28 protein-coding genes are annotated in these 24,897 nt (G+C 69.2%); 7 read left to right on the top strand and 21 right to left on the bottom strand.

All coding sequences use genetic code 11. The features are described 5' to 3' along the window. Positions 1 to 70: 70 nt before the first annotated feature. The gene (locus D892_RS0117195) at positions 71 to 391 is read right to left on the bottom strand and encodes a co-chaperone GroES (RefSeq protein ID WP_024802432.1); all 321 of its coding nucleotides are present in this window, start codon (positions 389 to 391) and stop codon (positions 71 to 73) included. Between the two features lie 127 nt (positions 392 to 518). Here D892_RS0117195 and D892_RS0117190 point away from each other — a divergent pair, with 127 nt between their 5' ends. Both D892_RS0117190 and D892_RS0117185 read left to right on the top strand, forming a co-directional pair. Then, complete coding sequence (locus tag D892_RS0117190) at positions 519 to 1,877, top strand: FAD-binding oxidoreductase (RefSeq protein ID WP_024802431.1); 1,359 nt, start codon at positions 519 to 521, stop codon at positions 1,875 to 1,877. A gap of 43 nt (positions 1,878 to 1,920) precedes the next feature. Further along, entirely contained in the window at positions 1,921 to 2,211 is a 291-nt protein-coding gene (locus tag D892_RS0117185; protein WP_024802430.1) for a GNAT family N-acetyltransferase, read from the top strand. A gap of 14 nt (positions 2,212 to 2,225) precedes the next feature. Here the strand turns inward: D892_RS0117185 and D892_RS0117180 are convergent, their stop codons facing one another. The 5 genes from D892_RS0117180 to D892_RS0117160 all read right to left on the bottom strand — a co-directional run bounded on the left by D892_RS0117180 (position 2,226) and on the right by D892_RS0117160 (position 6,357). After that, positions 2,226 to 2,564 (bottom strand): hypothetical protein, encoded by a 339-nt coding sequence (locus tag D892_RS0117180; RefSeq protein ID WP_024802429.1) that lies wholly within the window; start codon positions 2,562 to 2,564, stop codon positions 2,226 to 2,228. Between the two features lie 88 nt (positions 2,565 to 2,652). Next, positions 2,653 to 3,810 carry an acyl-CoA dehydrogenase gene (locus D892_RS0117175; RefSeq protein ID WP_024802428.1) on the bottom strand — a complete coding sequence of 386 codons (1,158 nt, stop codon included), beginning with the start codon at positions 3,808 to 3,810 and terminating at the stop codon, positions 2,653 to 2,655. Between the two features lie 167 nt (positions 3,811 to 3,977). After that, a complete protein-coding gene (locus D892_RS0117170) occupies positions 3,978 to 4,631 on the bottom strand; it encodes a TetR family transcriptional regulator (protein ID WP_024802427.1) in 654 nt (217 codons plus the stop codon). A gap of 15 nt (positions 4,632 to 4,646) precedes the next feature. After that, positions 4,647 to 5,120: a 5-(carboxyamino)imidazole ribonucleotide mutase gene (purE, locus tag D892_RS0117165; protein WP_024802426.1), complete on the bottom strand. Its 474-nt coding sequence runs from the start codon at positions 5,118 to 5,120 to the stop codon at positions 4,647 to 4,649. 64 nt (positions 5,121 to 5,184) lie between these two features. After that, positions 5,185 to 6,357, bottom strand: a complete 1,173-nt coding sequence (locus D892_RS0117160; RefSeq protein WP_024802425.1) for a 5-(carboxyamino)imidazole ribonucleotide synthase — start codon at positions 6,355 to 6,357, stop codon at positions 5,185 to 5,187. Between the two features lie 160 nt (positions 6,358 to 6,517). Here D892_RS0117160 and D892_RS0117155 point away from each other — a divergent pair, with 160 nt between their 5' ends. Then, complete coding sequence (locus D892_RS0117155; protein ID WP_024802424.1) at positions 6,518 to 7,078, top strand: GtrA family protein; 561 nt, start codon at positions 6,518 to 6,520, stop codon at positions 7,076 to 7,078. Positions 7,079 to 7,186: 108 nt separating this feature from the next. Here the strand turns inward: D892_RS0117155 and D892_RS0117150 are convergent, their stop codons facing one another. From D892_RS0117150 to D892_RS0117140, 3 genes are all read right to left on the bottom strand, one after another. Further along, complete coding sequence (locus D892_RS0117150) at positions 7,187 to 8,524, bottom strand: HAMP domain-containing sensor histidine kinase (RefSeq protein ID WP_024802423.1); 1,338 nt, start codon at positions 8,522 to 8,524, stop codon at positions 7,187 to 7,189. A 52-nt stretch (positions 8,525 to 8,576) separates the two neighbouring features. Then, the gene (locus D892_RS0117145) at positions 8,577 to 9,254 is read right to left on the bottom strand and encodes a response regulator transcription factor (protein ID WP_024802422.1); all 678 of its coding nucleotides are present in this window, start codon (positions 9,252 to 9,254) and stop codon (positions 8,577 to 8,579) included. A gap of 94 nt (positions 9,255 to 9,348) precedes the next feature. Further along, positions 9,349 to 9,894 (bottom strand): PH domain-containing protein, encoded by a 546-nt coding sequence (locus tag D892_RS0117140; protein ID WP_024802421.1) that lies wholly within the window; start codon positions 9,892 to 9,894, stop codon positions 9,349 to 9,351. Positions 9,895 to 10,079: 185 nt separating this feature from the next. Between D892_RS0117140 and D892_RS0117135 the strand changes: the two genes are divergently transcribed. Beyond that, on the top strand, positions 10,080 to 11,030 hold the full coding sequence (locus tag D892_RS0117135; RefSeq protein WP_024802420.1) for an acyl-ACP desaturase: 951 nt from the start codon (positions 10,080 to 10,082) through the stop codon (positions 11,028 to 11,030). Between the two features lie 41 nt (positions 11,031 to 11,071). On the opposite strand, the gene D892_RS0117130 is transcribed toward D892_RS0117135, so the two are convergent. From D892_RS0117130 to D892_RS41360, 4 genes are all read right to left on the bottom strand, one after another. Next, complete coding sequence (locus D892_RS0117130) at positions 11,072 to 11,872, bottom strand: biotin--[acetyl-CoA-carboxylase] ligase (RefSeq protein ID WP_036567146.1); 801 nt, start codon at positions 11,870 to 11,872, stop codon at positions 11,072 to 11,074. A 108-nt stretch (positions 11,873 to 11,980) separates the two neighbouring features. Further along, positions 11,981 to 12,172 (bottom strand): hypothetical protein, encoded by a 192-nt coding sequence (locus tag D892_RS0117125; protein WP_024802418.1) that lies wholly within the window; start codon positions 12,170 to 12,172, stop codon positions 11,981 to 11,983. A gap of 131 nt (positions 12,173 to 12,303) precedes the next feature. Then, positions 12,304 to 12,642, bottom strand: a complete 339-nt coding sequence (locus D892_RS0117120) for a hypothetical protein (protein WP_024802417.1) — start codon at positions 12,640 to 12,642, stop codon at positions 12,304 to 12,306. After that, positions 12,642 to 13,151, bottom strand: coding sequence for a DUF1707 domain-containing protein (locus D892_RS41360; protein ID WP_024802416.1), 510 nt, complete (start codon positions 13,149 to 13,151; stop codon positions 12,642 to 12,644). Before D892_RS41360 ends, D892_RS0117120 begins: the two co-directional genes overlap by 1 nt. Positions 13,152 to 13,419: 268 nt before the next feature. On the opposite strand from D892_RS41360, the gene D892_RS43745 reads away from it, so the two are divergent. Continuing rightward, entirely contained in the window at positions 13,420 to 14,943 is a 1,524-nt protein-coding gene (locus tag D892_RS43745; protein WP_024802415.1) for a serine/threonine-protein kinase, read from the top strand. Then, positions 14,910 to 15,356 (top strand): hypothetical protein, encoded by a 447-nt coding sequence (locus D892_RS0117105; protein ID WP_024802414.1) that lies wholly within the window; start codon positions 14,910 to 14,912, stop codon positions 15,354 to 15,356. The genes D892_RS43745 and D892_RS0117105 overlap by 34 nt, the downstream gene beginning before the upstream one ends. 148 nt (positions 15,357 to 15,504) lie before the next feature. Here D892_RS0117105 and D892_RS0117100 read toward each other — a convergent pair whose 3' ends face one another. The 3 genes from D892_RS0117100 to D892_RS0117090 form a co-directional block, all read right to left on the bottom strand. Further along, a complete protein-coding gene (locus D892_RS0117100) occupies positions 15,505 to 15,924 on the bottom strand; it encodes a hypothetical protein (RefSeq protein ID WP_051499089.1) in 420 nt (139 codons plus the stop codon). Between the two features lie 136 nt (positions 15,925 to 16,060). After that, complete coding sequence (locus D892_RS0117095) at positions 16,061 to 17,863, bottom strand: acetyl/propionyl/methylcrotonyl-CoA carboxylase subunit alpha (RefSeq protein WP_024802412.1); 1,803 nt, start codon at positions 17,861 to 17,863, stop codon at positions 16,061 to 16,063. A gap of 153 nt (positions 17,864 to 18,016) precedes the next feature. Continuing rightward, complete coding sequence (locus tag D892_RS0117090) at positions 18,017 to 18,931, bottom strand: sulfurtransferase (protein WP_024802411.1); 915 nt, start codon at positions 18,929 to 18,931, stop codon at positions 18,017 to 18,019. 159 nt (positions 18,932 to 19,090) lie between these two features. Between D892_RS0117090 and D892_RS0117085 the strand changes: the two genes are divergently transcribed. Further along, positions 19,091 to 19,885, top strand: coding sequence for a metalloregulator ArsR/SmtB family transcription factor (locus D892_RS0117085; RefSeq protein ID WP_024802410.1), 795 nt, complete (start codon positions 19,091 to 19,093; stop codon positions 19,883 to 19,885). On the opposite strand, the gene D892_RS0117080 is transcribed toward D892_RS0117085, so the two are convergent. From D892_RS0117080 to D892_RS0117060, 5 genes are all read right to left on the bottom strand, one after another. Continuing rightward, on the bottom strand, positions 19,817 to 20,458 hold the full coding sequence (locus tag D892_RS0117080; protein ID WP_024802409.1) for a nucleoside triphosphate pyrophosphatase: 642 nt from the start codon (positions 20,456 to 20,458) through the stop codon (positions 19,817 to 19,819). The two genes, D892_RS0117085 and D892_RS0117080, sit on opposite strands and share 69 nt — an antisense overlap. Before the next feature lies 1 nt (position 20,459). Next, complete coding sequence (locus D892_RS0117075; protein ID WP_024802408.1) at positions 20,460 to 20,777, bottom strand: acyl-CoA carboxylase epsilon subunit; 318 nt, start codon at positions 20,775 to 20,777, stop codon at positions 20,460 to 20,462. A gap of 208 nt (positions 20,778 to 20,985) precedes the next feature. Beyond that, on the bottom strand, positions 20,986 to 22,626 hold the full coding sequence (locus D892_RS0117070; RefSeq protein ID WP_024802407.1) for an acyl-CoA carboxylase subunit beta: 1,641 nt from the start codon (positions 22,624 to 22,626) through the stop codon (positions 20,986 to 20,988). 295 nt (positions 22,627 to 22,921) lie between these two features. Next, positions 22,922 to 24,214 carry an L-lysine 6-transaminase gene (lat, locus tag D892_RS0117065; RefSeq protein ID WP_369801826.1) on the bottom strand — a complete coding sequence of 431 codons (1,293 nt, stop codon included), beginning with the start codon at positions 24,212 to 24,214 and terminating at the stop codon, positions 22,922 to 22,924. A 109-nt stretch (positions 24,215 to 24,323) separates the two neighbouring features. Then, on the bottom strand, positions 24,324 to 24,776 hold the full coding sequence (locus D892_RS0117060) for an Lrp/AsnC family transcriptional regulator (protein WP_024802405.1): 453 nt from the start codon (positions 24,774 to 24,776) through the stop codon (positions 24,324 to 24,326). Positions 24,777 to 24,897 lie beyond the last annotated feature (121 nt).

Here is a 24,897-nt window from a genome sequence, read left to right as displayed (position 1 = left end):
GCATGCCCCGGCCGGAACCCGTTGGTCCCCACGCGGTTACGGCGAACCCGCCCGAGAGTCGTGTCGGGCGCTACAGGTACAGGCCGGTGCCGTGTTCGGGGCGCTCGCTGGCCACCGCGTGCAGGTCACGTTCGCGCAGCACCAGGTACGCCTCGCCCTGCACCTCGACCTCGAACTGGTCCTCGGCGCTGAACAGCACCCGGTCGCCCACCCCGACGCTGCGCACATGCGAACCGACGCCGCATACCTCACCCCAGGTGAGTCGCTTGGCCACCTGCGCCGTGGCCGGAATCAGGATGCCTCCGCTGCTGCGCCGCTCACCGGTCTCCTGCGATACGCGCACGATGACCCGGTCGTGCAGCATCTGGATTTCTAGCTTCGCATCGGGCACCGCGCGATTTTACTGAAGGAGCCACCTTGCCGTATGGCCGGACCCCGCGCATCGGCCGAATGCCGGACCACACGGTCCGGGTGCGACAACGTAGTTTCGGAGATGTGGACAACGTAGTTTCGGAGATGTGGATGTGAACGATCTCGCCGCCCTGCTTCCCACCGGCGTGCTGGTCACCGACCCGGACATCCTCGCCGGCTACCGGCAGGACCGGGCGCTGGATCCCGACGCCGGGACCCCGTCGGCGCTGCTGCGCCCGACCACCACCGAGCAGGTCGCGACCGCGCTGCGGTGGGCGCACGAGCACCGCGTCCCGGTCGTGCCGCGCGGGGCCGGCACGGGTCTGTCCGGCGGCGCGACCGCGCAGGACGGGGCGCTGCTGCTGACCACCGAGCGCATGCGCGAGCTGACCGTCGACCCGGTGACGCGCACCGCCGTGGTGCAGCCGGGCCTGCTGAACGCCGAGGTCAAGCGGGCCGTCGCCGAGCACGGCCTGTGGTATCCGCCGGATCCGTCGTCGTTCGAGATCTGCTCGATCGGCGGCAACGCCGCCACCAACGCCGGCGGGCTGTGCTGCGTGAAATACGGCGTCACCACCGATTACGTGCTCGGCATGGAGGTGGTGCTGGCCGACGGCACCGCGATGCGCCTGGGCGGGCCGCGGCTGAAGGATTCCGCGGGCCTGTCGCTCACCAAGCTGTTCGTCGGCAGCGAGGGCACCCTCGGTGTGATCACCGAACTCACGCTGCGGCTGCTGCCCGCGCAGCCGCCGCAGAGCACCGTGGTCGCGACGTTCGGCACGCTCGCCGCCGCCACCGAGGCGATCCTCGGCATCACCGGCCGGCTGCGGCCCTCGATGCTGGAATTCATGGACTCGGTGGCGATCAACGCCGTCGAGGACGAGCTGCGGATGGGCCTGGACCGCTCGGCCGCCGGGCTACTGGTGGCCCGGTCGGACGCGCCCGGCCGGTACGCCGCGGAGGAGGCGGCCGCCATGGTCGCCGCCTGCGAGAAGGCCGGGGCCGCGGAGGTATTCAGCACCGAGGATCCCGAGGAGGGCGAGGCCTTCGCCGCCGCACGGCGATTCGCCATTCCCGCGGTCGAACGCAAGGGGACGCTGCTACTCGAGGATGTCGGTGTGCCGCTGCCGCGGCTCGGCGAGCTGGTCACCGGCATCGCCGAGATCGCCACGCGCCGTGCGGTACTGGTCTCGGTGATCGCGCACGCCGGCGACGGCAACACCCACCCGCTGATCGTGCACGACCCCGACGACGCCGACGAGAGCGCGCGGGCCCACCGCGCGTTCGGCGAGATCATGGAGCTGGCCATCGCGCTGGGCGGCACCATCACCGGTGAGCACGGCGTGGGCCGGCTGAAGAAGGCATGGCTGCCCGATCAGCTCGGCCCGGACGTGATGGCGCTGACCCGGCGCATCAAGGACGCGCTCGACCCGCACGGCATCCTCAACCCCGGCGCGGTGCTGTAGTCCCGCCGGAACAAACGGACACCTTCCAGGAGTTTGACCTCACATGACGACCAGGCTCGAGCACAATGTCGCCGACACCCGCTACGAGATCCACCTCGACGACACCCTCGCCGGTTATGCCGACTACGCCGATCGAGTCGACGGCGACACGAAGATCCGGGATTTCCAGCACACCCTCACGTTTCCGGAATTCCGCCGCCGCGGCGTGGCGGCGCAGCTGGTCGAATTCGCTCTGCGGGACTCCCGCGCGGCCGGCTTCGCGATCGTACCTACCTGCTGGTATGTGGAGAAGTTCATCGGCGAGCACCGCGAATACGCCGACCTGGTGGCGTAGTCCGGGGCGCCCGGCTAGTTTCTGGCGGGCAGCCGGCGGTTGGTCGCGCTGCGGTGCCGCCACACCAGAAACTGTCGGTCGGTCACGCTTCCCATCGCCTCCACAACCTTGGCGTTGTCGAAACCGGGCAGTCGCTGCAGACGCAGCAGAAACCCGGAATCCGCCGCGGAATGCGGCACCACACACCCGTTCCCCTTGGCACCGATCAACACGAAGAACACATCGTCGGCGAACGGTCCGTCCGCCGTGGTGATGATTCGTACCTCCGTGAGATCGTGCCACGCAACCTCTTCGATCCGTCCGTTCTCCAGCGTGCGCCGGACGAATCTGTCGTTGATCTCGACGCCGACCATGCATCAATAGTGCGCCGTAATCGTCGGATTCGACAGCCCCAAATCGCCCGATTGCGACTGAAATTGCCGATGTAAGAACAGTTTTAGTTCACCGGAGGATTGCGCGCGACATCACCACTCGCTGAATCTGGTTCGTGCCCTCGTAGATCTGGGTGATCTTGGCGTCGCGCATCATTCGCTCGACGGGGAAGTCGGTGGTGTAGCCGGCACCGCCGAACAACTGCACAGCATCGGTAGTGACTTCCATTGCCACATCGGAGGCGAAACACTTCGACGCCGCGGAGATGAACCCGAGATTCTTCTCGCCGCGTTCGGCGCGGGCGGCCGAGGTGTAGACCATCAGCCGGGCGGCCTCCACCTTCATGGCCATGTCGGCGAGCATGAACTGAGTGCTCTGGAAATCCGAGATCGCCGTGCCGAACTGCTTGCGCTCCTTGGTGTAGGCGATGGCGGCGTCCAGCGCGCCCTGCGCGATGCCCACGGCCTGCGCGCCGATGGTCGGGCGGGTGTGGTCGAGCGTCTCCAGCGCGGTCTTGAAGCCGGCACCCTCCGCGCCGATCAGGCGATCGCCCGGGACGCGGCAGTTCTCGAAGTACAGCTCGGCGGTGGGCGAGCCCTTGATGCCCAGCTTGTGCTCCAGCGGGCCGACGACGAAGCCCGGATCGTCCTTGTGCACCATGAACGCCGAGATGCCGTTGGCGCCCTTGTCCGGATCGGTCACGGCCATCACGGTGTACCAGGTCGACTTGCCGCCGTTGGTGATCCAGCACTTGGTGCCGTTGATCACCCAGTCGTCGCCGTCGCGACGGGCCCGCGTCCGCATGCCGGCGGCATCCGATCCGGCCTCGCGCTCGGACAGGCAGTAGGAGGCCATCCTGCCGCCCGCGATATCGGGCAGTACCTGCTGCTTGAGCTCCTCGGAGCCCTTCAGGATCAGGCCCATGGTGCCGAGCTTGTTCACCGCCGGGATCAGCGACGAGGAGCCGCACACCCGGGCGACCTCCTCGATCACGATGCAGGTGGCCACCGAATCGGCGCCCTGCCCGCCGTAGGCCTCGGGGACGTGCACGGCGTTGAAACCGGCGGCGTTCAGGGCGTCCAGGGCCTCCTGCGGGAAGCGGGCCCGCTCGTCGACCTCCTTGGCGTGCGGGGCGATCTCCTTCTCGGCCAGGCCGCGGATGGCCTCGCGCAACTCGTTGTGGATGTCGTCGAGTCTGAACAGATCGAAGTCGGGATTGCCCGCCATGGGTTCGCTCCTGGTCGCATCGGGTCGGAATCGCCTGGTTCCGCAATTCTCCAGCACAGCGGCACTCAGTGCCATCGAAGAACGAGTATACGCCGCGATGTCTTGGCCACGTGCGCCGACGTCCATCATTTCATGTGGCACTGAGTGTCAAGATCGCCGCCCTGCGGTCACAGGTTACCGAGCCGGTGGGCGAGCAGGTCGGCAATCTGGCGCGGCGGCATGTCCCGGGGAAAGACCGCGACCACCATCTCCCCCGATTGCTCCCGATCGCCGCGCGGGATCACCGCCAGCGCCGCGCGCAGATCGCCCGCGCCGGCCTCCTCCTGGCCCCGGACCATGCGGCGCAACAGGAAGTTGTGGGTCGCCGTGACCGCGGCGGTGAACTGGATCAGCGTCAGATCCGGCAGCCCGGGCAACCGTTCCCGCAAATAATCGGTGAACAGCCGCTCGTAGCGAAATACGGTGACGATCTCCCGATCTCGCAGCGCGGGGACTTGACGTACCACCCGGTAGCGCCGCGCCGCCAGGTCCCGGGTCTGGGTGAATCGCTCGAACACGCCCACCACGGCCTCGCACACCGCATCCCACGGATCACCCTGCGCCGCCGCCAGATACGCCCGCGCCTGCGCCAACTGAGCCTCGTGGTCGGCGAAGACGACATCCTCCTTGGACCGGAACTGCCGGAAGAACGTGCGCCGCGAGATACCCGCGGCCTCCGCGATCTCATCGACCGTCGTTGCCTCGTATCCCTTTTCGGCGAACAACCGCAGCGCGTGATCGATCACGGCCAGCTTGAACCCGGAATCCCCGGCGGCGCTCATGGGTCTCGCCGCCGCTCAGCCCAGCAGCCGGGTGCGCAGCGCGTCGTCCTTCTCCAGCACCATCTTCTCCAGGCCGGACTGGAATTGCTCCATGCGCGAACGCAATTCGGGATCGGCCGCGGCGAGGATCCGGACGGCGAGCAGGCCGGCGTTGCGGGCGCCGCCGATCGACACCGTGGCCACCGGGACACCGGCGGGCATCTGGACGATCGACAGCAGCGAATCCATGCCGTCGAGATATTTCAGCGGCACCGGAACACCGATCACCGGCAACGGGGTCGCCGAGGCCACCATGCCGGGCAGGTGCGCCGCGCCGCCCGCCCCGGCGATGATCACCTCGAGTCCGCGCCCGGCGGCGCCGCGGGCGTAGTCGAGCATGCGCTGCGGGGTCCGGTGTGCCGACACCACGCCGACCTCGAAGCGAATATCGAACTCCGCCAAGGCTTCCGCCGCCGCCGACATCGTCGGCCAGTCGGAGTCGCTGCCCATGATCAGGCCGACGTGCACAGGGGCAGAGCCTGAGCCTGCGGAGCGCCCCGGAGGCACAGTCGTGTCATTCATGCGGATCCCATCCGTCGGTCCATACCGCGCGCGACATCCACTGTGCCGCGCGCTCGGCCTTCTCACGCACCTCGGCCACGTCGTCACCGAGAACATTGACGTGACCGATCTTGCGGTTCGGCCGCTCGCCCTTGCCGTACAGGTGCACCCGCGCCTCGGGCATGCGCGCGAACAGGTGGTGCAGCCGCTCGTCCATCGACATGTCCGGGGCCTCGGGCGCGCCGAGGATATTGGCCATCACGGTGACCGGGGCCAGTGGCGCGGTGTCGCCGAGCGGGTAGTCCAGCACGGCCCGCAGATGCTGTTCGAACTGGCCGGTCACCGCGCCGTCCATACCCCAGTGCCCGGAGTTGTGCGGGCGCATCGCCAGCTCGTTCACCAGCAGCTCGCCGGTGCCGGTCTCGAACAGCTCGACCGCCATCGCGCCGGTGACGCCGAGTTCGGCGGCCAGTCGCAGCGCCAGCGCCGAGGCCGCGGCGGCGGTCTGTTCGGCGAGCCCCGGGGCGGGCGCGATCACCACCGCGCACTGGCCGTCGCGCTGCACGGTCTCCACCACCGGCCAGGCCGCGGCCTGGCCGAACGGCGAGCGCGCCACCATCGCCGACAGTTCCCGGTGCAGCTCCACCCGCTGTTCGGCCAGCAGCGCGGCACCGTGCGCCAGCTGGTCGTCCACGATCGCCCGGGCCTCGCCGGCCGAATCCGGCATCCATACGCCGCGGCCGTCGTAGCCGCCGCGCACCGCCTTCAGCACGCAGGGCCAGCCGTATTCGGCGCCGAAGGCGACGGCATCGCCGGCCGATTCGACCGGAGCGAAGGCCGGTACCGCGACACCCAGCTCGCGCAGGCGGCGGCGCATCGCGAGCTTGTCCTGCGCATAGATCAGCGCCTGCGGCGGCGGCTGCACGTTCACGCCCTCGCCGACCAGCGCCCGCAGGTGCTCGGCCGGGACGTGCTCGTGATCGAAGGTCAGCGCGTGCGAGCCGACGGCGGCCTTGCGCAGCGCGGCCAGATCGGTGTGTGAGCCCAGCACCACCTCCGGGGTCACCTGGGCGGCCGGCTCGTCCGGACGCTCGGCGAGCACGCGCAACCGCTGCCCCAGCGCGATGGCGGCCTGATGGGTCATCCGCGCCAGCTGACCGCCGCCGACCATGGTCACGGTGGGCATGGCGGCATCGAAGGGACGGGATGCGGGAGGGACGACAGACTCGCGCTGTATCAACGGTTCACTCGCAAGCTCGCTCACGACCCACCATGGTGTCATGTCGCCATCGTCGCAGCTGCGTGCGGGTTGATCGCCGGAAGATCGCGGCACGTAGACTCGGTGCGTGTCAATAGTCGACAACGTGGTCAGCGCCCTACCCCGATCACTCCAGGATCTCGTACATCGCCATCACGAACTGATCAAGTTCGCGATTGTGGGTGCGACCACGTTCGTCATCGACAGCGGCATCTTCTACATCCTCAAATTGACGGTGCTGGCGCCGAAGCCGGTCACCGCCAAGATCATTTCCGGTGTGGTCGCGGTCATCGCGTCCTACATTCTCAACCGGGAATGGTCGTTCAAGGGGCGCGGCGGCCGCGAGAAACACCACGAGGCGCTGCTGTTCTTCGTCGTCAGCGGCATCGGCGTGGTGCTCAGCTTCCTGCCGCTGTGGGTCTTCCGGTACGTGTTCCACCTGCAGGTGCCCAGTATCAGCCTGACGACGGAGAACATCACCGACTTCATCAGCGCCTACGTCATCGGCAATCTGCTGCAGATGGTGTTCCGGTTCTGGGCGATGCGCCGATGGGTCTTCCCGAACGAAATCGACACCCTGGTCGAGGAATTCGAGGAATTGTACGAAGAGGAGGAGCGGGCCGGCCGCAGCCGGCGCAAGCACGGCTGACCCGGTATTCGCCCACGCGGGCACCCTCCGGCCCGGCCACATCCCGAGACACCTACAGCGCCTCGAGACGACACAGCAGCCCCGAGAGGGCTCGGCCGCATCCGAGATTCAGCGCGGCTCGCTGATGCGCGGCTCGACAACCGAGTTCCCCGAGTTCCCGTTGTCCGCCCGCCCGGCGGTCGGCTTACCCAGGAAGACCGCGAACAACGCCGGCCGGCGGCGATGCAGTTCCAGGCGGCCACCGTCGGCCTCGATCAGCGCCCGCGCCAGCGCCAGCCCGACGCCGGTCGACCCCGCACCGGAAAAGCCGCGATCGAAGATGTGCGGCGCGAGGTCGTCGCTGACCCCGGTGCCCTCGTCGGCCACCTCCACGGCCACCAGCGGCTCCCGGTCCGGGCCGCCGTAGACCGTGCGGACCGACACGGTGCAGTCGCCGCCGCCGTGCATCAGGGCGTTGTCCACCAGCACCGCCACCGCCTCGCGCAGCCGCGACCCGGTCACCGGCGCGGTCAGCGTCGGATCGCCGGACAGGATCAGCCGGCGGCCCGCCTCGACGAACGGATGCCGCCACTCGGTCACCACCCCGCGCAGTTCCGCCACCACCGCGACCGGATCGCGGTCGGCGGCGCCCTCGTCCCGCGAGGCGCGCACCAGATCGTCGATCGCCGCGGTCAAGCGGTCGACCTGGGCCATCGCCTCCTCGGCCTCGTGCACCACGTCGGAGTCCGGGTGCGCGGACAGCTCGTCCAGGCGCAGCCGCACCGCGGTCAGGCGGCTGCGCAGCTGATGCGAGACGTCGGCCACCAGCGCGTGCTCGCGCTGCAGCCGGCCGGCGATCTCGACGGCCGCGGAATCCAGCACGTCCGAGACGCGATCCAGTTCGGTGATGCCGTGCCGGCGCACGTCCAACCGGAAATCGCCGGTGGCCAGCCGGGCGGCCCGGGCGGCGACGTCGCGCAGTGGATCGGCCACCCGGCGCGCGGTCACCACCGCGACCGCGGCGCCGGCCGCCAGCGAGGCCACCGCCACCAGCGCCACCGCGCCCACCGCCTGTCGCTGCATGGAATGCATCGGCGCCGCCGGGACCTCCAGGCGCAGCGACCCCGACGTGCCCATCGACAACGACTCCACGACCGGATCGCCCACCTCGGCCACGCCCACGTCGACGCGCATCGCGGAATCCTCGGGCGTGGGGTAGATGACGGTCAGCCGGCCGCCGGCCGGGATCAGCGGCCGCACCGACCGCAGATCGACCGTGCCGTGCACCAGCCCGTCGCCGCGCTCCTGGGCGACGATCTCCACGGCCATCCGGTCCAGGCGCGCGCGCAGATCACCCCGGGTGATGTCGGCCACCCACTGCCAGGCGGTGAAGCCCAGCGGGATGCCCAGCACCACCGTGGTGAGGGTCAGCGCGGCCAGCATCGACAGCAGTATTCGGCGCCGCATGTGCTCCTCGGTCGGTGTCGGATCGGTCGGTGTCGAATCAGTCGATGTCGAATCAGTCGGTGTTGAACCGGAAGCCGACGCCGCGGACGGTCACGATCCGGCGCTCGGCCACCGGGCCCTCGTCACCGATCTTGCGGCGCAGCCAGGACATATGCATATCGAGGGTCTTCGACCCGCGCAGATCGGCGTCGCCCCACACCTCGCGCAGGATCGCCTCGCGCGGGACCACCTGACCGGCCTTGTCGATGAGCACCTTGAGCAGTTCGTACTCCTTGTTGGCCAGATTCACCTCGTGGCCGTTGACCAGCACCCGGCGCGCCTGCGGTTCCAGCCGGATGCCGCCGACCTCGACCGCCTCGTCGCCGATCCCGCTGCGCCGCAACAGCGCCCGCACCCGGGCCAGCAGTTCGGCCAGCCGGAACGGCTTTCCCACGTAGTCGTCGGCCCCGGCGTCGAGACCGACCACGAAATCCACCTCGTCGGTGCGCGCGGTGAGCATCAGCACGGCCAGATCGGCGCCGCTGGAGCGCACCTGACGGCACACCTCCAGGCCGTCCATGCCGGGGAGGCCGAGATCGAGGATCAGGAGATCGTGTCCGCCCGCGAGGGCCCGCTGCAAAACCGCCGGGCCGAAACTCTCCACGGTCACCGAGTAGCCCTCGCGCCCCAGTGCACGTGACAGTGGGGCCGCGATGGCCTCATCGTCCTCGGCCAGCAGTACAGCGGTCACGATCCAAGGTTACGCAGTTTCGCTGTCTGATTTGCCGCACTCGGGCAGGCCCGGTGCGCTGTGTCACGTTGCCGCTGCTCCGGCGGGCTCGTTGTCACCGGTTGCCGGGCGCGCCGCCGGGCCTGCCGCGGTCGTAGGGCGAGCTGTGCGGATTGTCGAAGACCTCGTGGTACAGCAACGCGTGCACCTTCTGCACATTCGGGATGTCGTCGTATTCCAGCGGATCGCCGGAGGCCGCGTCGATGATCAGCGTTCCGGTGCCCAGGATGCGGTCGGACAGGCCGTGCCGGAACTGGATATTGGCGATGCGGTTCATCGGGATATCGATGCCGGTGTGCGTGAGCACGCCCTCCCGGACCAGGACCCGGCGGTCGGTGATGATGAAATGCGTTGACATCCACCGTAATACGGGAGCTGCGCAGCGCCACAGCAGCAACGCCACCCAGACCACGACGATGGCGATCAGCACGATGCTGCGGGTGCCGCCCTCGGTGTTGCGCCACGCGAACCCTCCGGCGAATCCGGCGACCGCGGTGGCCAGGATGAAGATGACCGCCGGCCAGAACAGCATCTTCCAATGCGGGTGGCGGTGCAGCAGTATCTGCTCGTCGGGCGCCAGCAGCTCCTCCGGATAACCCATAGGCGAACCCTACCGCGTGCGGATGCCAGAATGCCTGACAGCGAACGTCGTTGTGCTGCACAATCGGCTGCCGCCGTTGCGGCGCACGGACAGCGCGCAACGGCGGCGAATCTCCACAGCTCTTCTCGCGGTACCGAAGTACGACCCGTCTAATCCATGTTCGATTTGCGACAGCGGAGGCGTGCGTGACCAAGGAACTGACTCAGCTGGAAATCTTGACCGAGCTCGAACCCGTGGCCGGACAGAATCTGGAGCGGCATCTGTCGATGGCCAAGGACTGGCACCCGCACGACTACGTGCCCTGGGACGACGGCCGCAACTTCGCCGCCCTGGGCGGGGTGGACTGGGATCCGTCGCAGTCCACGCTGAGCGAGGTCGCCAGGATCGCGATGGTCACCAATCTGCTCACGGAGGACAATCTGCCCTCCTACCATCGCGAGATCGCCGAGAACTTCTCCGCCGACGGCGCCTGGGGCACCTGGATCGGCCGCTGGACCGCCGAGGAGAACCGGCACAGCATCGTGATCCGGGACTACCTGGTCGTCACCCGCGGCGTGGATCCGGTTGCGCTGGAGGAGGCCCGGATGATCCACATGACCAACGGCGCCCACTCCCCCGACGACTGGGGCGGGTTCCTGGAGAACGTCGCCTACGTGACCTTCCAGGAGCTGGCCACGCGCGTCTCGCACCGCAACACCGGCAAGGTCTGCGACGACCCGATCGCCGACCGCATGCTGCAGCGCGTGGCCGCCGACGAGAACCTGCACATGATCTTCTACCGGACGATGTGCGGCGCCGGTCTCGACCTCGTCCCGGACCAGGCGATCGAGGCAATCGTCAAGGTGCTCACCAACTTCACGATGCCCGGCTACGGCATGCCGAACTTCCGCCGCAACGGCGTGACGATGGCCAAGCACGGCATCTACGACCTGCGCCAGCACCTCGAGGAGGTGGTGGAGCCGGTGCTGAAGAACTGGAACATCTTCGAACGCAACGATTTCGGCCCGCGCGGCGAGCAGGCCCGCGAGCGCCTGGCCGCCCACCTGGACAGTCTGCGGGGAGACGTGGTCAAGTTCGAGGAACAGCGCGACCGGCTGCTGGCCCGCGAGCGGGACCGCGCCATGGCGCCGGCGTAGGCCGTCGGTCCAGCGGCGGCCCGCCGCCCCGGACAGCACTCTCAGTATTCGGCACGCAGATGTGTGACGTCGCCCGCCGCCACTGCCCGCTCGCCGATCAGCAGCCGGCCATGGCCGTCCACGTCGGTGGCGGTGCCGGTGAGCACCTCGCCGCCCGGCAGTTCGGCGCGGACGGTGGCGCCCAGAGTGGCGCAGCGCCTGCGGTATTCGTCGGCCAGGCCGGCGGTGCTCCAGCCGGCGGTGCGCCATTCGGTGAAATGCCGGGCGAACTCGCGCAGCATCGACCGCACCAGCGCGGTCCGGTCCACCTCCGGGGCACCGGCCAGGACCAGCGAGGTGGCATGCGGGACCGGCAGTTCGGCCTCGGTCAGGCTGACGTTGAGGCCGGTGCCGACCACGACGGTGGGCACGTCGGTGCCGGTGGCGACCTCGGCCAGGATGCCCGCGACCTTGCGGCCCTCGATGAGAACATCGTTGGGCCACTTGAGGTTTGCTTGCAGGCCGGCGGTGGCGCGCACGGCGTCCACCGCCGCGACCCCGGTCAGCAGCGGCAGCCAGCCCAGCACGGCAGGGCCGATGCCGGGCAGCCGCACCAGGATCGACATCGCGATCTGCGCCCGTGGCGGGCTGGCCCAGCTGCGCTCGTGCCGGCCACGGCCGCTCTCCTGGCACTCCGCGACCAGCACCCGGCCGCCGGCCTCGGGGTCGGCCGCGTGCGCGATCAGATCGGCGTTGGTGGAGCCGGTCGACTCCACCACGTCGATACGGGAGAAGAGCGACAGCTCCGGGAACTCCGCGACGCTGCGCCGCAGGAGTTCGGCATCCAACGGTGGCCTCTGCATCACCGCAGGGTACTACCCCCGCCGGAACAGACCGCTCGGCACGGGCGCCCCGACGGCACGGCGCCGGGCCACTGTGGACCCGGCACCGCCCGACGGTGATTCACAGGGTCAGCCGATGAGGCAATACTCCCCGAGGGCTGCCGGTACGGACATGGCATCGTCGTTCTCTCGATCGCCACCGCGATCGATCTCCTCCCGCCACGGTTCCGGGTCGACCACGGTCGGCTTCGGCTCACCGGCCGGCCTGGTCCACACCGCCGCGGCGGCTCTTTCGGCGAAGGTCTTGCTCCATTCCCACATGACGCGCCTCCCCTGCGCTCGATACCGGGAACCCCCACGGTACCGTCCCACCCCCGTCTCACCCCAGTGATTTTTCGCCGGTGCGAATCACACGCCGTCTGATGTGCTGTCGCGCAGGGCCGTTCGCGCGCTCAGATCGGCTGCAGGCCCAACGCCCCGGCAACGAAACGACGCACGGCCTGATCACCGGATTCCAATGCGGCGCCGTAGCTCTCCCGGGCCCAGCCCGAAACATCGGCCGTACCATCGGCATTCGGCGTCACCACCACCTCGGCGACCAGCTCCGCGGTGGTGGGCTCGCAGACCGCCCAGGAGTAGGCGGTCTGCTCGTCCCATTCGCGGGCACGGCGGGCGACATAGTCGGGGTCGGTGATGCCGCCGTCGGCCAGCGCGGGCCGGTCATCGATGCGCTCGTCGGCCCGCAGCGCCCGCAGGTACCAGCCGCCCGCGTTGATCTCGATCGGTTCCATCAGCGCTCCCGCCGGTCGCGGTGCTGGTGGCGCATCTCCCGGGCCTGCCGGCGCAGTTCGCGGCGCTGCTGCTGGATCTCCCGGCGGTGATCCTCGATGCCCAGCCGGTGTTCCTCCGCGTCGACGCCGTGGCGGCGCTGTTCGCGACCGTGGCCGAGCGCGCCGAAGACGATGCCCGCCGCCGGAATCAGCAGGAACCACAGCCAGGTCTGCGTGGTGAAGAACAGCACCAGGGCCAGGATCACGATCAACCCCATTGCCGGGCCCCGGAACTCCGGCCGGCCGCGATGTGGCGGACGTTCGGGGACCGGTCCGGTGTCGGACACCGGTTCCGGCAGGTCCTCGAACACCTTCACGAGGTCGCCGCGCGTCACGGCGGCCGCGACCACCGCGCTGCGCTCGTCGAACTCGGCCACCGACAACCGGCCGGCGGCGAAATGATCCGACAGCCGCTGCATGGCGTGCTCGCGGTCCGCGTTGCCGATGCGGATGTCGGGAGAATCAGCCATGACATCGAGACTAGCGCGCGCCCGGCGGTACCGTGCGACGGCCGAAGTCCCCGCGTACAAGGCCGGAACCGACGCGTGCGGGAGGGCTGTCGCCCGACCCACACTGGTCTCCGGCCGGGACGCCGGTTTAGGGTCGAACCATGTTCCGGCAGCGTGGCATCGGCACCCCTCGCGCCGGCATCGCACGTCCCCCCTCGTCCCCGCATCCCGGCTCCGGATCACGCGGCGCCGAGCGCACATCCGGCACGCACGCTCGGAGGAGCTGACGGTGGCACGGCAGTTCGGCAAGTACCGGCTCGACCGCTTGATCGGGCGGGGATCGGTGGGCGAGGTGTGGCTGGCCCGGGATACGGCCACCGATCGCCCGGTGGCGCTGAAGATCCTCACGATCACCGCGGCCGAGGATCCGGACTATCGCCGGCGCTTCGAACGGGAGGCGCGGATCGGGGCCGATCTGCACAACCCGCATATCGTGCCGATTCACGATTTCGGCGAGCAGGACGGCCGGCTGTTCCTCGACATGGCGCACATTCCCGGGGCCGACCTGTCCGGGCGGCTGCGCGGCGGGCCGATCGGAGTGCCGCAGGCCGTCGACATCGTCTCGCAGATCGCCGAGGCCCTCGACGCCGCCCACGGGGCCGGGCTCATCCATCGCGATGTGAAGCCCGCCAACATCATCGTGCACGCGAGCGGCTTCGCCTATCTCATCGATTTCGGGATCGCGCGGGCGCCGAACCAGACCACCATCACCGCAACCGGTTTCACGGTGGGAACGCTCGCGTACATGGCGCCGGAGCGGTTCACCGGGCACGCGGACGTCCGCTCCGACGTCTACTCGCTGGCCTGCGTCCTGTTCGAATGCCTCACGGCGCAACGCCCGTTCGGCGACACCGACCCGGTGCAGCAACTGCACGCGCACCTGAGCGCCCCGCCGCCGCGCCCCTCGCTGGACGATCCCGCGATACCCGCGGCACTGGATGCCGTTGTCGCCCGGGGCATGGCCAAGAACGCCGACGACCGCTACGCGAGCGCCGGCGAACTGGCGGCTGCCGCCCGCACCGCCGTAGGCATGCCCCACCCGATCCACCGCACCCCACCCCTCGACGAGCAATTGTCCAGTGCGACAACGCATTCGGAACAACCGCGACACCCCGCACCACCGAATCCGCAGGCACCCGGCCACCCCCGAAACCGACATCCGTCCTCCCGACGCCTTCCCCCGGGCATCCCACCACCCAATCGCCCGAACACACTCGCGCCCTCCCGAACGACGCGGCTGCACAATCGAATCCGCAGGATCGGCCACTCCAGCCGACCCGCGCGCTACCCGGCAACCCGGCCGCACAAACGAACCCGCCGGCGCAACCACTCCAGCCAACCCGAGAACTGGCCGACAACCCAGTCGCACCAACGGGCGCCCCGCCCCAACCCACTCGCGAACTGTCCGGCGAAGCGGCTCGGGCAAACGTCGCCGGGCAGCCGCCACACCCCACCAGCGTGCTGCCCGATACCGCAGCTCCGCCGGCACAACCACTGCAATCGACCCGCGTACTGCCGGACGGCCCAGCCGCACAGCCGAACACACCACTTCGGCCCACCCGCGACATGCCCGGCACCGCGGGCCCGACGAGTACTCCGGGACAACCGAGACCCACGCGGGTGCTGCCGGGCACGGGCGCACAAGCGAATCCACCGGGGCAGCCGCCGCGGCCCACGCACGTATTACCGGGTGCGACACATCCGCCCCGGCCGACCCTCGTGGGCACCCGCATCGGCGGTTCGTCCGCCATAGCGCGGCCGACGCCACAGCAGCCGGCTCCCCGGCGCAGATCCACCGTCAAGATCGCCGCCGCCCTGGTCGGTGTCGCCATCCTCGGATTCGCCCTCGTCGCCGCGTGCACGGCGGTACTGACCTCGGGCGGCGGCCAACCCACCCAACACTCCACCGTCACCGCCACCGCGCGCAACAACTCCCCGGACACCGGCTCGGCGACGGGAAACGTCTGGCCCCCGCCACAACAGACCGGCACACCCCCCACCGGCAACGCCACCACGTTCCAAATCCCGTTCCCGTCGATCCAGCTCCCGACCCGATCCCCCCAGCCCCCACCCTCACCGCTCGAGGTCCCCGGCCTCCCCTTCCCCATCCCGGTCCCCCAAGCCCACAACCCGCACCCCGACAACGGCCACAACCCCAACCGCTGACATCGACCGATCCACCACCGACCGGACGATCCCGATACCGCCCAACCCAATTCGAAGACCGCTCCTACGGCCGACCATGCTCCCGCACGAGGAACGAGGCGGTGCCGGTCGCGTCTCCAGCGGGCGCAACAATCTCGCGCGAAAAGGCTCAGTCGGAGGCGGGAACCGGCCTCGGGTCCCCCGGGCCGGTGAACCGCGCGAGATAATCGTGTGCCCGAGACCACGGGTCGAATACGTACTCGGCACGACTGCGATGCCGGTGCCGGGCGCAGAATTCATCGAGCCCCATGCCGATCGGGCGCGGCCGGTAGCCCATCCCGGGCTCGGCCTCCTGGGAGACCGTCACGAGTTCGTCTTCGAGAGTCCAGCCACAGTGGTCGAAGGCCCACGTGCCATCGGAGACGTACACATGCCCCGGATCCTCAGCGGCGGACGGCCACAGGCCCATCGGCACGAATCCGCCCGGACACGCTTCCAGAAAGGCGTACGCCAGAATGTGGCAGGCACCGGCGGCGAAGAACCACTGGTCGGGACGGCACCAGGCCAGGTGCTGGTCGGCACGTTCCAACGGAGTCCGCCGAAAGACGGAACATGGAACATACACGCGCCCAGCGTATTCCACCGCTACAGAACCGGGTCCGGACAGCACCGAGGCCCGCCGACTCCGGGAGGGAGCGGGCGGGCCCTGGTGGGAAGTGTTGGGCTTACTTGATTTCGGCGAGGATGGTGCCCTGGGTGATGGCGGCTCCGGCCGCTATGGTCAGGCCGGTGACCACGCCGGCCTTGTGGGCGTTCACCGGGTTTTCCATCTTCATGGCCTCGAGGACCACGATCAGGTCGCCGGCCTCGACCGTCTGGCCCTCCTCGACCGCGACCTTCACCACGGTGCCCTGCATGGGCGCGGTGATCGCGTCGCCGGAGGCCGTGCCGCCGCCGGCGCCGGCGCGCTTGCGCGCCTTGGGCTTCTTGCGGATCACGCCCGCGCCGTTGCCGGCCGCCCCGGCCGCACCGGCGCCGACGGTGAACTGACCCGGCAGCGATACCTCGAGCCGACGGCCGCCGACCTCGACGACGACCTTCTGCCGCTCCTCGGCCTCGTCATCCTCGATCGGCTGACCACCGGTGTAGGGCGGGATCGGGTTGTCCCACTCGGTCTCGATCCACTTGGTGTACACATCGAACTTGGTGCCGTCACCGATGAACGCCGGATTCGACACGATGTGGCTGTGGAACGGCACCACCGTGGCCAGGCCCTCGATCTCGTACTCGGCCAGCGCCCGCCGCGACCGCTCCAGCGCCTGATCCCGCGTCTCACCGACGACGATCAGCTTCGCTAGCATCGAGTCGAACTGGCCGCCGATCACGCTGCCGGCCACGACACCCGAATCCACGCGCACACCCGGACCGGCCGGCTCCTTGTACACCGTCACCGGGCCCGGCGCGGGCAGGAAGTTACGGCCCGCGTCCTCGCCGTTGATCCGGAACTCGATCGCATGCCCGCGCGGCGTCGGATCCTCGGTGATGGTCAGCTCCTCGCCGTTGGCGATCCGGAACTGCCACCGCACCAGATCCAGGCCCGAGGTCTCCTCGGTCACCGGGTGCTCGACCTGCAGCCGCGTGTTCACCTCCAGGAAGGAGACGGTCTCGCCCTGCACCAGGTACTCGACGGTGCCGGCGCCGTAGTAGCCGGCCTCGCGGCAGATCCGCTTCGCCGACTCGTGGATCTTCGACCGCACCTCGTCCGACAGGAACGGGGCGGGAGCCTCCTCGACCAGCTTCTGGAACCGCCGCTGCAGCGAGCAGTCCCGGGTGCCGGCCACGATCACGTTGCCGTGCTGATCGGCCAGAACCTGCGCCTCGACGTGGCGGGCCTTGTCCAGGTACTGCTCCACGAAGCACTCGCCGCGCCCGAACGCCGCGGTCGCCTCGCGCGTCGCGGACTCGAACAGCTCCGGAATCTCCTCGATCGTGTGCGCGACCTTCATGCCGCGGCCACCACCGCCGAACGCGGCCTTGATCGCCACCGGCACACCGTAGGTCTCCGCGAACGCCACCACCTCGGCCGCGTCCTTCACCGGATCCTTGGTGCCGGCCGCCATCGGCGCCTGCGCCCGCTCGGCGATGTGCCGGGCGGTCACCTTGTCACCGAGATCCCGGATCGACTGCGGCGACGGCCCGATCCAGATCAGCCCCGCGTCCAGCACCGCCTGCGCGAAATCACCGTTCTCCGACAGGAACCCGTAGCCGGGATGAATCGCGTCCGCGCCCGACTTGCGAGCCGCGTCGAGAACCTTGTCGAACACCAGGTACGACTCCGCCGACGTCTGACCACCGAGCGCGAACGCCTCATCGGCCAACTTCACGAACGGCGCTTCGGCGTCCGGCTCCGCGTATACCGCGACGCTGGCGATACCGGCATCCCTGGCGGCCCGGATCACACGCACCGCGATCTCGCCCCGATTGGCAATCAGGACCTTCGTGATCTGCGCGCTGGCATGGCTGGGCACTGAGCCTCCTGTGCTTTGGACAACCTTCGTCTGGAGCGAGTGTAGGCAGTGTGCCAACAGACGCCGAACCGGGATAGGGCTACTGAACAGTAGGCCCCGATAAGTGACCGGTACAACAGCACGTCCCGATTGCGCCGCGCCCCCGCGGCCGGATCAGGAGGCGGGCACGGCCGTCCGGCCGACCTCGTGCGCGTCCCCCGGTTCGAGCCCGCGGACGATGGGCGTGCGCACGGCATTGCTCCACTCGGTCCACGAACCGTCGTAGTTGCGCACGTTCTCGCGGCCCAGCAGATAGGTGAGCACGAACCACGTGTGTGCCGAATGCTCCCCGATCCGGCAGTACACGACCGTCTCGTCGGCGGCGCGCGTATGCGCGTAGATGCGGTCGAGGTCGTCCCGGGACCGGAATCGCCCGTCGGCGGACAGCGCCTCGGTCCACGGGATGTTCACCGCCGTGGGGATGTGGCCGGCCCGCAGCGCCTGCTCCTCCGGGCGATCAATGATGCGATCGAGGTCGCCGCTGTACTCCGGGGCCGCCCGCACGTCGATCAGCGACCGCCCCAGCCGCGACCGCACCTCGTCCAGGAAGACCCGCGCCCGCCGGTCGTCCCGCTCGACCACCGGATACTCACCCAGCCCGGCGTCGGGAACCTCGAAGGTGGTGTCGCGCGCCTCGGAGATCCACGCGTCCCGGCCACCGTCCAGCAAGCGCACGTCGGGGTGGCCGAACAGCTCGAATACCCAGAGCGTGGCCGCCGCCGTGCCGTTCGCCTTGTCGCCGTAGACCACCACCGTGTCTTCGCGCCGGATACCTTTCGCCGACATCAATTCCGCGAAACGGGCCCCGTCGACGACGTCTCGCGTCTTCGGGTCGGTAAGCTCGGTGCGCCAGTCGATCTTGATGGCACCGGGCACGTGTCCGATGTCGTAGAGCAACACGTCCTCGTTGGACTCCACGATCTCGAGCCCCGGCGCGCCGATGTTTGCCGACAGCCATTCTGTGGTTACTAGTCGGTGAGGGTGTGCGTGGGAGCCGAAGGATGGGTGAGGGTCCGGGGCGACGGGCACGGTGTTTGGTCCTTCACGCGTGGTAGACGGATGATCAGCAGTTCCACACCGATCGTAGGTGCGAAGCGTTACAGCAGCCGGTTTCACATCACGAATCGGGTGAAGAGCGAATAAGTCGCAGCCGCATCCGATAAAGTCTCCCGGGAGGAGGGGTGAGCTATGTCTGATTCTTGGCCACGACGGCGCCTGCTCGCGATCCTACGTGGCGCCAGCGAGCCTCTCGATGCCCAAGAACTCGCGAGAGTCACCGGGCAACACGTCACGACCGTCCGCTTCCATCTGGACGTGCTGACCCGCGAATCGCTGGTGCGGCAGTTCCAGCAGCCGCCGCGCGGTCGCGGTCGGCCCCGCATCGGCTACAGCGCGGTGCAGCGATCGGTCGGCTACCAGGACCTCGCCCAGGTCCTGGCCGATCAGCTGGGCGGCGATCCGCGCCATCGCTCCGACGCGGCCGTCGCCGCCGGGCGGGCCTGGGGCGCCAAGCTGGAGAACCCCGACCAGCCGATCGCCTCGCTCGCCGACGCCAGGGACATCACCGTCACGACCATGTCCGAACTGGGTTTCGCGCCCGAACGCGATACCGCCACCGAGACCGACGAACAGTCGCTGATCCGGCTGACGGCCTGTCCGCTGCGGGATCTGGCGCGCACCCACCCGGAGGTCGTCTGCGGCGTCCACCTGGGCCTGATGCGGGAGATGATCGACCGCAACGGCGGCCGGGACGCGGTCAACGTGCGGCTGCACCCGTTCGTGGAGCCCGAGATGTGCATCGCCCGGCTCGAGGCGCTGCGCAGCACCCTGCCGGACCCGGCCGACCTGACCGATATGGCCGAGGTCGGCGAACCGCGGCTGGCCGCGCCGGTGGCCGGCCGGGTGGGTCCGCAGCTACGGGCCGACCCACAGATCCGCAACGCCGATACCCACGCCGGCAAGCAGTCGACGCAGCAGCGGTAGCCCGATGCCGATGACGCTCGACGGGTCACCGTCGATGCGGTCGACGAACCAGCCGCCGCGGCCGTCCAGGGTGAAGGCGCCCGCCACTCGCAGCGGCTCGCCGGAGGCGAGGTAGGCCTCCAGTTCGTCGGCTTCGGGCTTGGCGAAATGCACGATGGTGCGGCTGTAGTCGGAGGATTCGGTGACGGGGGCGCGGTCCCGCATCCGCAACACGCAGTGGCCCGTGAGCAGATCCGCGCTGCGTCCCGCCATCTCGGCCCAGCGTGCGCGGGCCACCTCGACGGTGTGCGGCTTGCCCTGCAGCACCCCGTCCACCAGCAGCATCGAATCGCAGCCGACCACAACGCAATCCGCCGCGAGGTCGGCGTCCTCGGTCCGCAGCGCCTCGGCCACCGCATGCGCCTTGGCCCGGGCGAGCGCGGTCACCACGCCCTCCGGCGGGGTATCGGGCGGCAGCGCGGCGGCGACCGCATCCTCGTCCACGTCGGAGACCCGCACGAGCGGGGACAGCCCCGCCGACCGCAATACCTGCAGCCGCGCCGGTGAGGCGGAGCCGAGTACGAACTCCGGCACGTCAGTCGCGCAGGTGCGACAGCTGGGGGAAGGCGTACGGCGAGATCGGCGAGGTCCCGCGATGCATCAGCGTCGGCTTGCCCCACTGGTCGATCGGGCCGACCGGGCCGGGGGCCGCGGACGAGCCGGCCGCGGCGGCCGCCAGCACACACACCAGGGCCGCGATCTCGTCGTCTGTCGGGGAACCCTTCAGGATCCGGATGACCGGGCCCGCGGGCGAATCGGCACCGTCCGCCTCCGGCTCCATCGCGACCAGTTCGTCGACCGACAGATCCAGTTCGGCGGCGCGCAATACCTCTTCATCAGCTACAGCGGTCACAGCGCCAGCTCCTCCTGTCCACCTGCCGGACCCGCGTAGGCCCGGCGCCGGCGGATTCCGGGCGGAATCCCGAACCCGCCAACAGTATTCGTTGGGCTCTCGGCGACGAGGACCCATCTTTCCATCTTTGCTCGGATGAGGCAGTCGTGCGCGGAATGCTGTTTTTTCTCACAACAAGTGTGCCCCCGCTACCGCGCATATCGCCGGATCAGAGTGGGATGTTGCCGTGCTTCTTCGGCGGCAGCGTCACCATCTTCCGTTCCAGCAGCCGCAGCGCCGAGACGATCTGGCCGCGGGTGTGCGAGGGCGGGATGACCGCGTCGACGTAACCGCGCTCGGCGGCCACGTAGGGGTTCACGAGGGTGTCCTCGTACTCGTTCTGCAGCTCGAGCCGCAGCGCATCGACGTCGGCGCCCTCGGCCGCCGCCTGCGACAGCTGCTTGCGATAGACGAATCCGACCGCACCCGAGGCGCCCATGACCGCGATCTGCGCGGTCGGCCACGCCAGGTTCACGTCGGCGCCCATATGCTTGGAGCCCATCACGTCGTAGGCGCCGCCGTAGGCCTTGCGGGTGATGATGGTGATCTTCCCCACAGTCGCCTCGCCGTAGGCGTACAGCAGCTTGGCGCCGCGCCGGATGATGCCGTTGTATTCCTGGTCGGTGCCCGGCAGGAAGCCCGGCACGTCCACCAGCGTGACGATCGGGATGTTGAACGCGTCGCAGGTGCGCACGAACCGCGCCGCCTTCTCCGAGGCGTCGATGTCCAGGCAGCCCGCGAACTGGGTGGGCTGGTTGGCCACGATGCCGACGCTGCGGCCGTCGATGCGGCCGAAGCCGACGATCACGTTCATCGCCCGCTCGGCCTGCACCTCGAGGAATTCGTCGTCGTCGAGCAGCCGCGTGATGATCTCGTGCATGTCGTACGGCTGGTTCGGCGAGTCCGGGATCAGCGTGTCGAGCTCGAGATCCTCGTCGGTCAGCGAGTCCTCGATCGCCGTGGTGATCGGGTCGCTGGCCGGGTAGCGCGGCGCCTCGGCGCGGTTGTTGCTGGGCAGGTAGCTCAGCAGCTCCTTGACGTAGTCCAGCGCGTCCTGCTCGCCCGAGGCGACGTAGTGCGCGGTACCGGATTTCACCATGTGGGTGTGGGCGCCGCCCAGCTCCTCCATGGTCACTTCCTCGCCGGTGACGGTCTTGATGACGTCCGGACCGGTGATGAACATCTGGCTGGTCTGGTCGACCATCACGACGAAGTCGGTGAGCGCCGGCGAGTAGACGTGCCCGCCCGCGGCCGCGCCCATGATCAGCGAGATCTGCGGGATCACGCCGGACGCCTGGATGTTGCGGTGGAAGATCTCGCCGTACAGGCCGAGCGAGACCACGCCCTCCTGGATGCGGGCGCCGGCGCCGTCGTTGATGCCGATCAGCGGGCGTCCGGTCTTGATGGCCAGGTCCATCACCTTGACGATCTTCTCGCCGTACACCTCGCCGAGGCTGCCGCCGAACACGGTGGCGTCCTGGCTGAACAGGCAGACGTCGCGGCCGTCGATGGTGCCGTAACCGGTCACCACGCCGTCGCCCAGCGGGCGGTTGTTCTCCAGCCCGAAGTTCACGCTGCGGTGCCGGGCCAGCGCATCCATCTCGACGAACGAACCCTCGTCCAGCAGCGCCAGAATGCGCTCGCGCGCGGTCAGCTTGCCCTTGGCGTGGACCTTGTCGACCGCGGCCTCACCCACCGGGTGCTGTGCCTCATCCAGCCGATTGCGCAGATCAGCCAGCTTCCCGGCGGTGGTGTGGATATCGGGTGCCCCCGCCGACCCCGGCGAAGGCTGCTGCTGGACACTCGTCATGCCCCGGAGTGTAACCAGTAGCAGTGCATCGGGAAATTCCAGTGGGGGCTACTCACGAGTACTCTTATTGGCTACTCGCCAGCCGAAAATGCCTGGTGAAGTGCGGTGAACGGTAGTCCGGACCCCGTCCGGCGAGGGGCGGAGTGCCCCGATTTTCAGGGGTGCGCACAAATGCCGGCGGCGGCCCGCCGTATCCGGTGGGCTCCTCGCGATCCGACATCTCGGCCATCACGCCGGTGCGCCCCGGCAGCGATCCGGCCACGGCCGTCACGCCGGCCCGGGCGGCTCACGGCGATCAGCTCAGTACGCGGTCCAGCGCGTCCACGGCCTCGTCCAGCTCGTCGACGGTGACCGTGAGCGGTGGACGGAAGCGGATGCCGCGCTCGCCGGTGCCGAGGATCAGCACATGTTCCCGCTCGCGCAAGGCGGTGACGATCTCGTCGCGGCGATGCGCCGATGCCAGCGTGACGGCGCACAGCAGGCCGCGCCCGCGCGGATCGGTGACCTCCGGGTGCCGGTCGGCCAGCGCGACGAGACGATCCAGCAGATGGGCGCCCAGCTGCCCGGCTCGCGCCGCGAGATCCTGGCTCTCGACGACCTCGAGGATCCGGCGCGCCCGGACCATATCCGTCAGATTTCCGCCCCAGGTGGAGTTCAACCGGGAGCTCACGGCGAAGACGTTGTCGGGCACCTCGTCCACCCGGCCGCCGGCCATGATCCCGCACACCTGGGTCTTCTTCCCGAAGGCCACCACGTCGGGCCGCAGGCCGAGTTGCCGGTAGGCCCAGGCGCTGCCGGTGGCGGCGACACCGGTCTGCACCTCGTCGAGCACGAACAGCGCGTCGTGCTCGTGACACAGCCGGCGCATCGCCCGCAGGAACTCCGGGCGCAGGTGCCGATCGCCGCCCTCCCCCTGAATCGGCTCCGCGATGAAACACGCTATGTCGTGCGGGTTTTCGGCGAACGCGGCACGCGCCTGCGCCAGCGCGCGGGCCTCCGCCGCCTCGATGTCGACGCCCTCGGCCAGGTACGGCGTCTCGATGCGCGGCCAGTCGAAGAGCGGGAAGCGGGCGGTCTTCACCGGATCGGTGTTGGTCAGCGACAGGGTGTAGCCGGTGCGGCCGTGGAAGGCGCCGGTCAGGTGCAGCACCTTGGTGCCCAGTTCGCCGGGGCGGCCGTGCATTTCGTTGTGCCGGCTCTTCCAGTCGAAGGCCACCTTGAGCGCGTTCTCCACCGCCGGCCCGCCGCCGTCGATGAAGAACAGGTGCGGCAGTGCGGGATCGCCGAGCACGCGCGCGAAAGTGTCGACGAAGCGCGCCATCTCGACCGTGTAGATGTCGGAGTTGCTCGGCTTGTTCAGCGCGGCCCCCGCCAGCTGGGCCCGGAAGGCCGCATCATCGGCCAGCGCCGGATGGTTCATGCCCAGCGCCGAGGACGCGAAGAACCCGAACATGTCCAGATACGGCGTGCCGTCGCGGGCGTCCACCAGCCGCCGGCCGCGCGAGGCGCGCAGATCCAGCACCAACTCGAAGCCGTCGGCCAGGATGTTCGCGGACAGGATCTCGTGTACCCGGGAGGGGGTGACCAGCGTGCCGTCGGCAACCGCCTCGGGGTGCTCCAGTTCGAGGGTCACATTCGTAGGGTACGCAAATATTTACGCTTTCGCTACGGGATCCCGGAAAGATTACGAGAGATGGTCATCTGTCATAGAATGTCTGCAAGATGATGGTGCTTCGGGTTCTGACGTTGGCGGTCGCGCGGATCTCCTGCAGCAGCTGCTCGAGGTGCCGGGGCGAGGCCACCCGCACCAGCAGCACGTAGCTCTCCTCGCCGGCCACCGAGTGGCACTCCTCGATGCCCGGGATGTGCCGCAACAATGCGGGAGCATCATCGGGCTGCGAGGGGTCGAGAGGAGTGATCGCGACGAATGCCGATAGCAGCTGCCCCAGCGCCTCCGGATCGACCTTGGCGGTGTAGCCGCGGATCACGCCGCGCGACTCCAGGCGGCGCACCCTGGACTGCACCGCCGACACCGACAGGTTCGCCTTCTCCGCCAGGTTCGACAGCGTGGCGCGGCCGTCGGTCATCAACTCGCGAATCAGGAGTCGATCGATGTCGTCCAAAGCAGGTCTCGCCGGTGCATCCGCCATCAGCGAAGGCTAACTCAGCAAACCGAACTCGTGGCAGGAACCGACCTCCGCGGCCTCCGCGCACGGCCCTCCGCGGCCGCAGGCGCACAGCACCGTCCACCCCGTCCGCCCGACCATGGAG

Origin of the sequence: Nocardia sp. BMG51109, from assembly GCF_000526215.1 — a bacterium.
In the GTDB taxonomy this organism is placed as follows: Bacteria; Actinomycetota; Actinomycetes; order Mycobacteriales; family Mycobacteriaceae; genus Nocardia.
The sequence above is the reverse complement of the archived record's forward strand: the minus strand, read 5'-3'. Positions and strand labels throughout refer to the sequence as shown.

Coding starts and splice junctions, on each gene's coding strand:
- D892_RS0117125 (WP_024802418.1), bottom strand. CDS start 12,172: ATGTGGGAATGGAGCAAGACCTTCGCCGAAAGAGCCGCCGCGGCGGTG.
- D892_RS0117185 (WP_024802430.1), top strand. CDS start 1,921: ATGACGACCAGGCTCGAGCACAATGTCGCCGACACCCGCTACGAGATC.
- D892_RS0117120 (WP_024802417.1), bottom strand. CDS start 12,642: ATGGAACCGATCGAGATCAACGCGGGCGGCTGGTACCTGCGGGCGCTG.
- D892_RS0117170 (WP_024802427.1), bottom strand. CDS start 4,631: ATGAGCGCCGCCGGGGATTCCGGGTTCAAGCTGGCCGTGATCGATCAC.
- D892_RS41360 (WP_024802416.1), bottom strand. CDS start 13,151: ATGGCTGATTCTCCCGACATCCGCATCGGCAACGCGGACCGCGAGCAC.
- D892_RS0117175 (WP_024802428.1), bottom strand. CDS start 3,810: ATGGCGGGCAATCCCGACTTCGATCTGTTCAGACTCGACGACATCCAC.
- D892_RS0117085 (WP_024802410.1), top strand. CDS start 19,091: ATGTCTGATTCTTGGCCACGACGGCGCCTGCTCGCGATCCTACGTGGC.
- D892_RS0117160 (WP_024802425.1), bottom strand. CDS start 6,357: ATGCCCACCGTGACCATGGTCGGCGGCGGTCAGCTGGCGCGGATGACC.
- D892_RS0117130 (WP_036567146.1), bottom strand. CDS start 11,872: ATGCAGAGGCCACCGTTGGATGCCGAACTCCTGCGGCGCAGCGTCGCG.
- D892_RS0117140 (WP_024802421.1), bottom strand. CDS start 9,894: ATGGGTTATCCGGAGGAGCTGCTGGCGCCCGACGAGCAGATACTGCTG.
- D892_RS0117180 (WP_024802429.1), bottom strand. CDS start 2,564: ATGGTCGGCGTCGAGATCAACGACAGATTCGTCCGGCGCACGCTGGAG.
- D892_RS0117150 (WP_024802423.1), bottom strand. CDS start 8,524: ATGCGGCGCCGAATACTGCTGTCGATGCTGGCCGCGCTGACCCTCACC.
- purE (WP_024802426.1), bottom strand. CDS start 5,120: ATGGGCAGCGACTCCGACTGGCCGACGATGTCGGCGGCGGCGGAAGCC.
- D892_RS0117060 (WP_024802405.1), bottom strand. CDS start 24,776: ATGGCGGATGCACCGGCGAGACCTGCTTTGGACGACATCGATCGACTC.
- D892_RS0117070 (WP_024802407.1), bottom strand. CDS start 22,626: ATGACGAGTGTCCAGCAGCAGCCTTCGCCGGGGTCGGCGGGGGCACCC.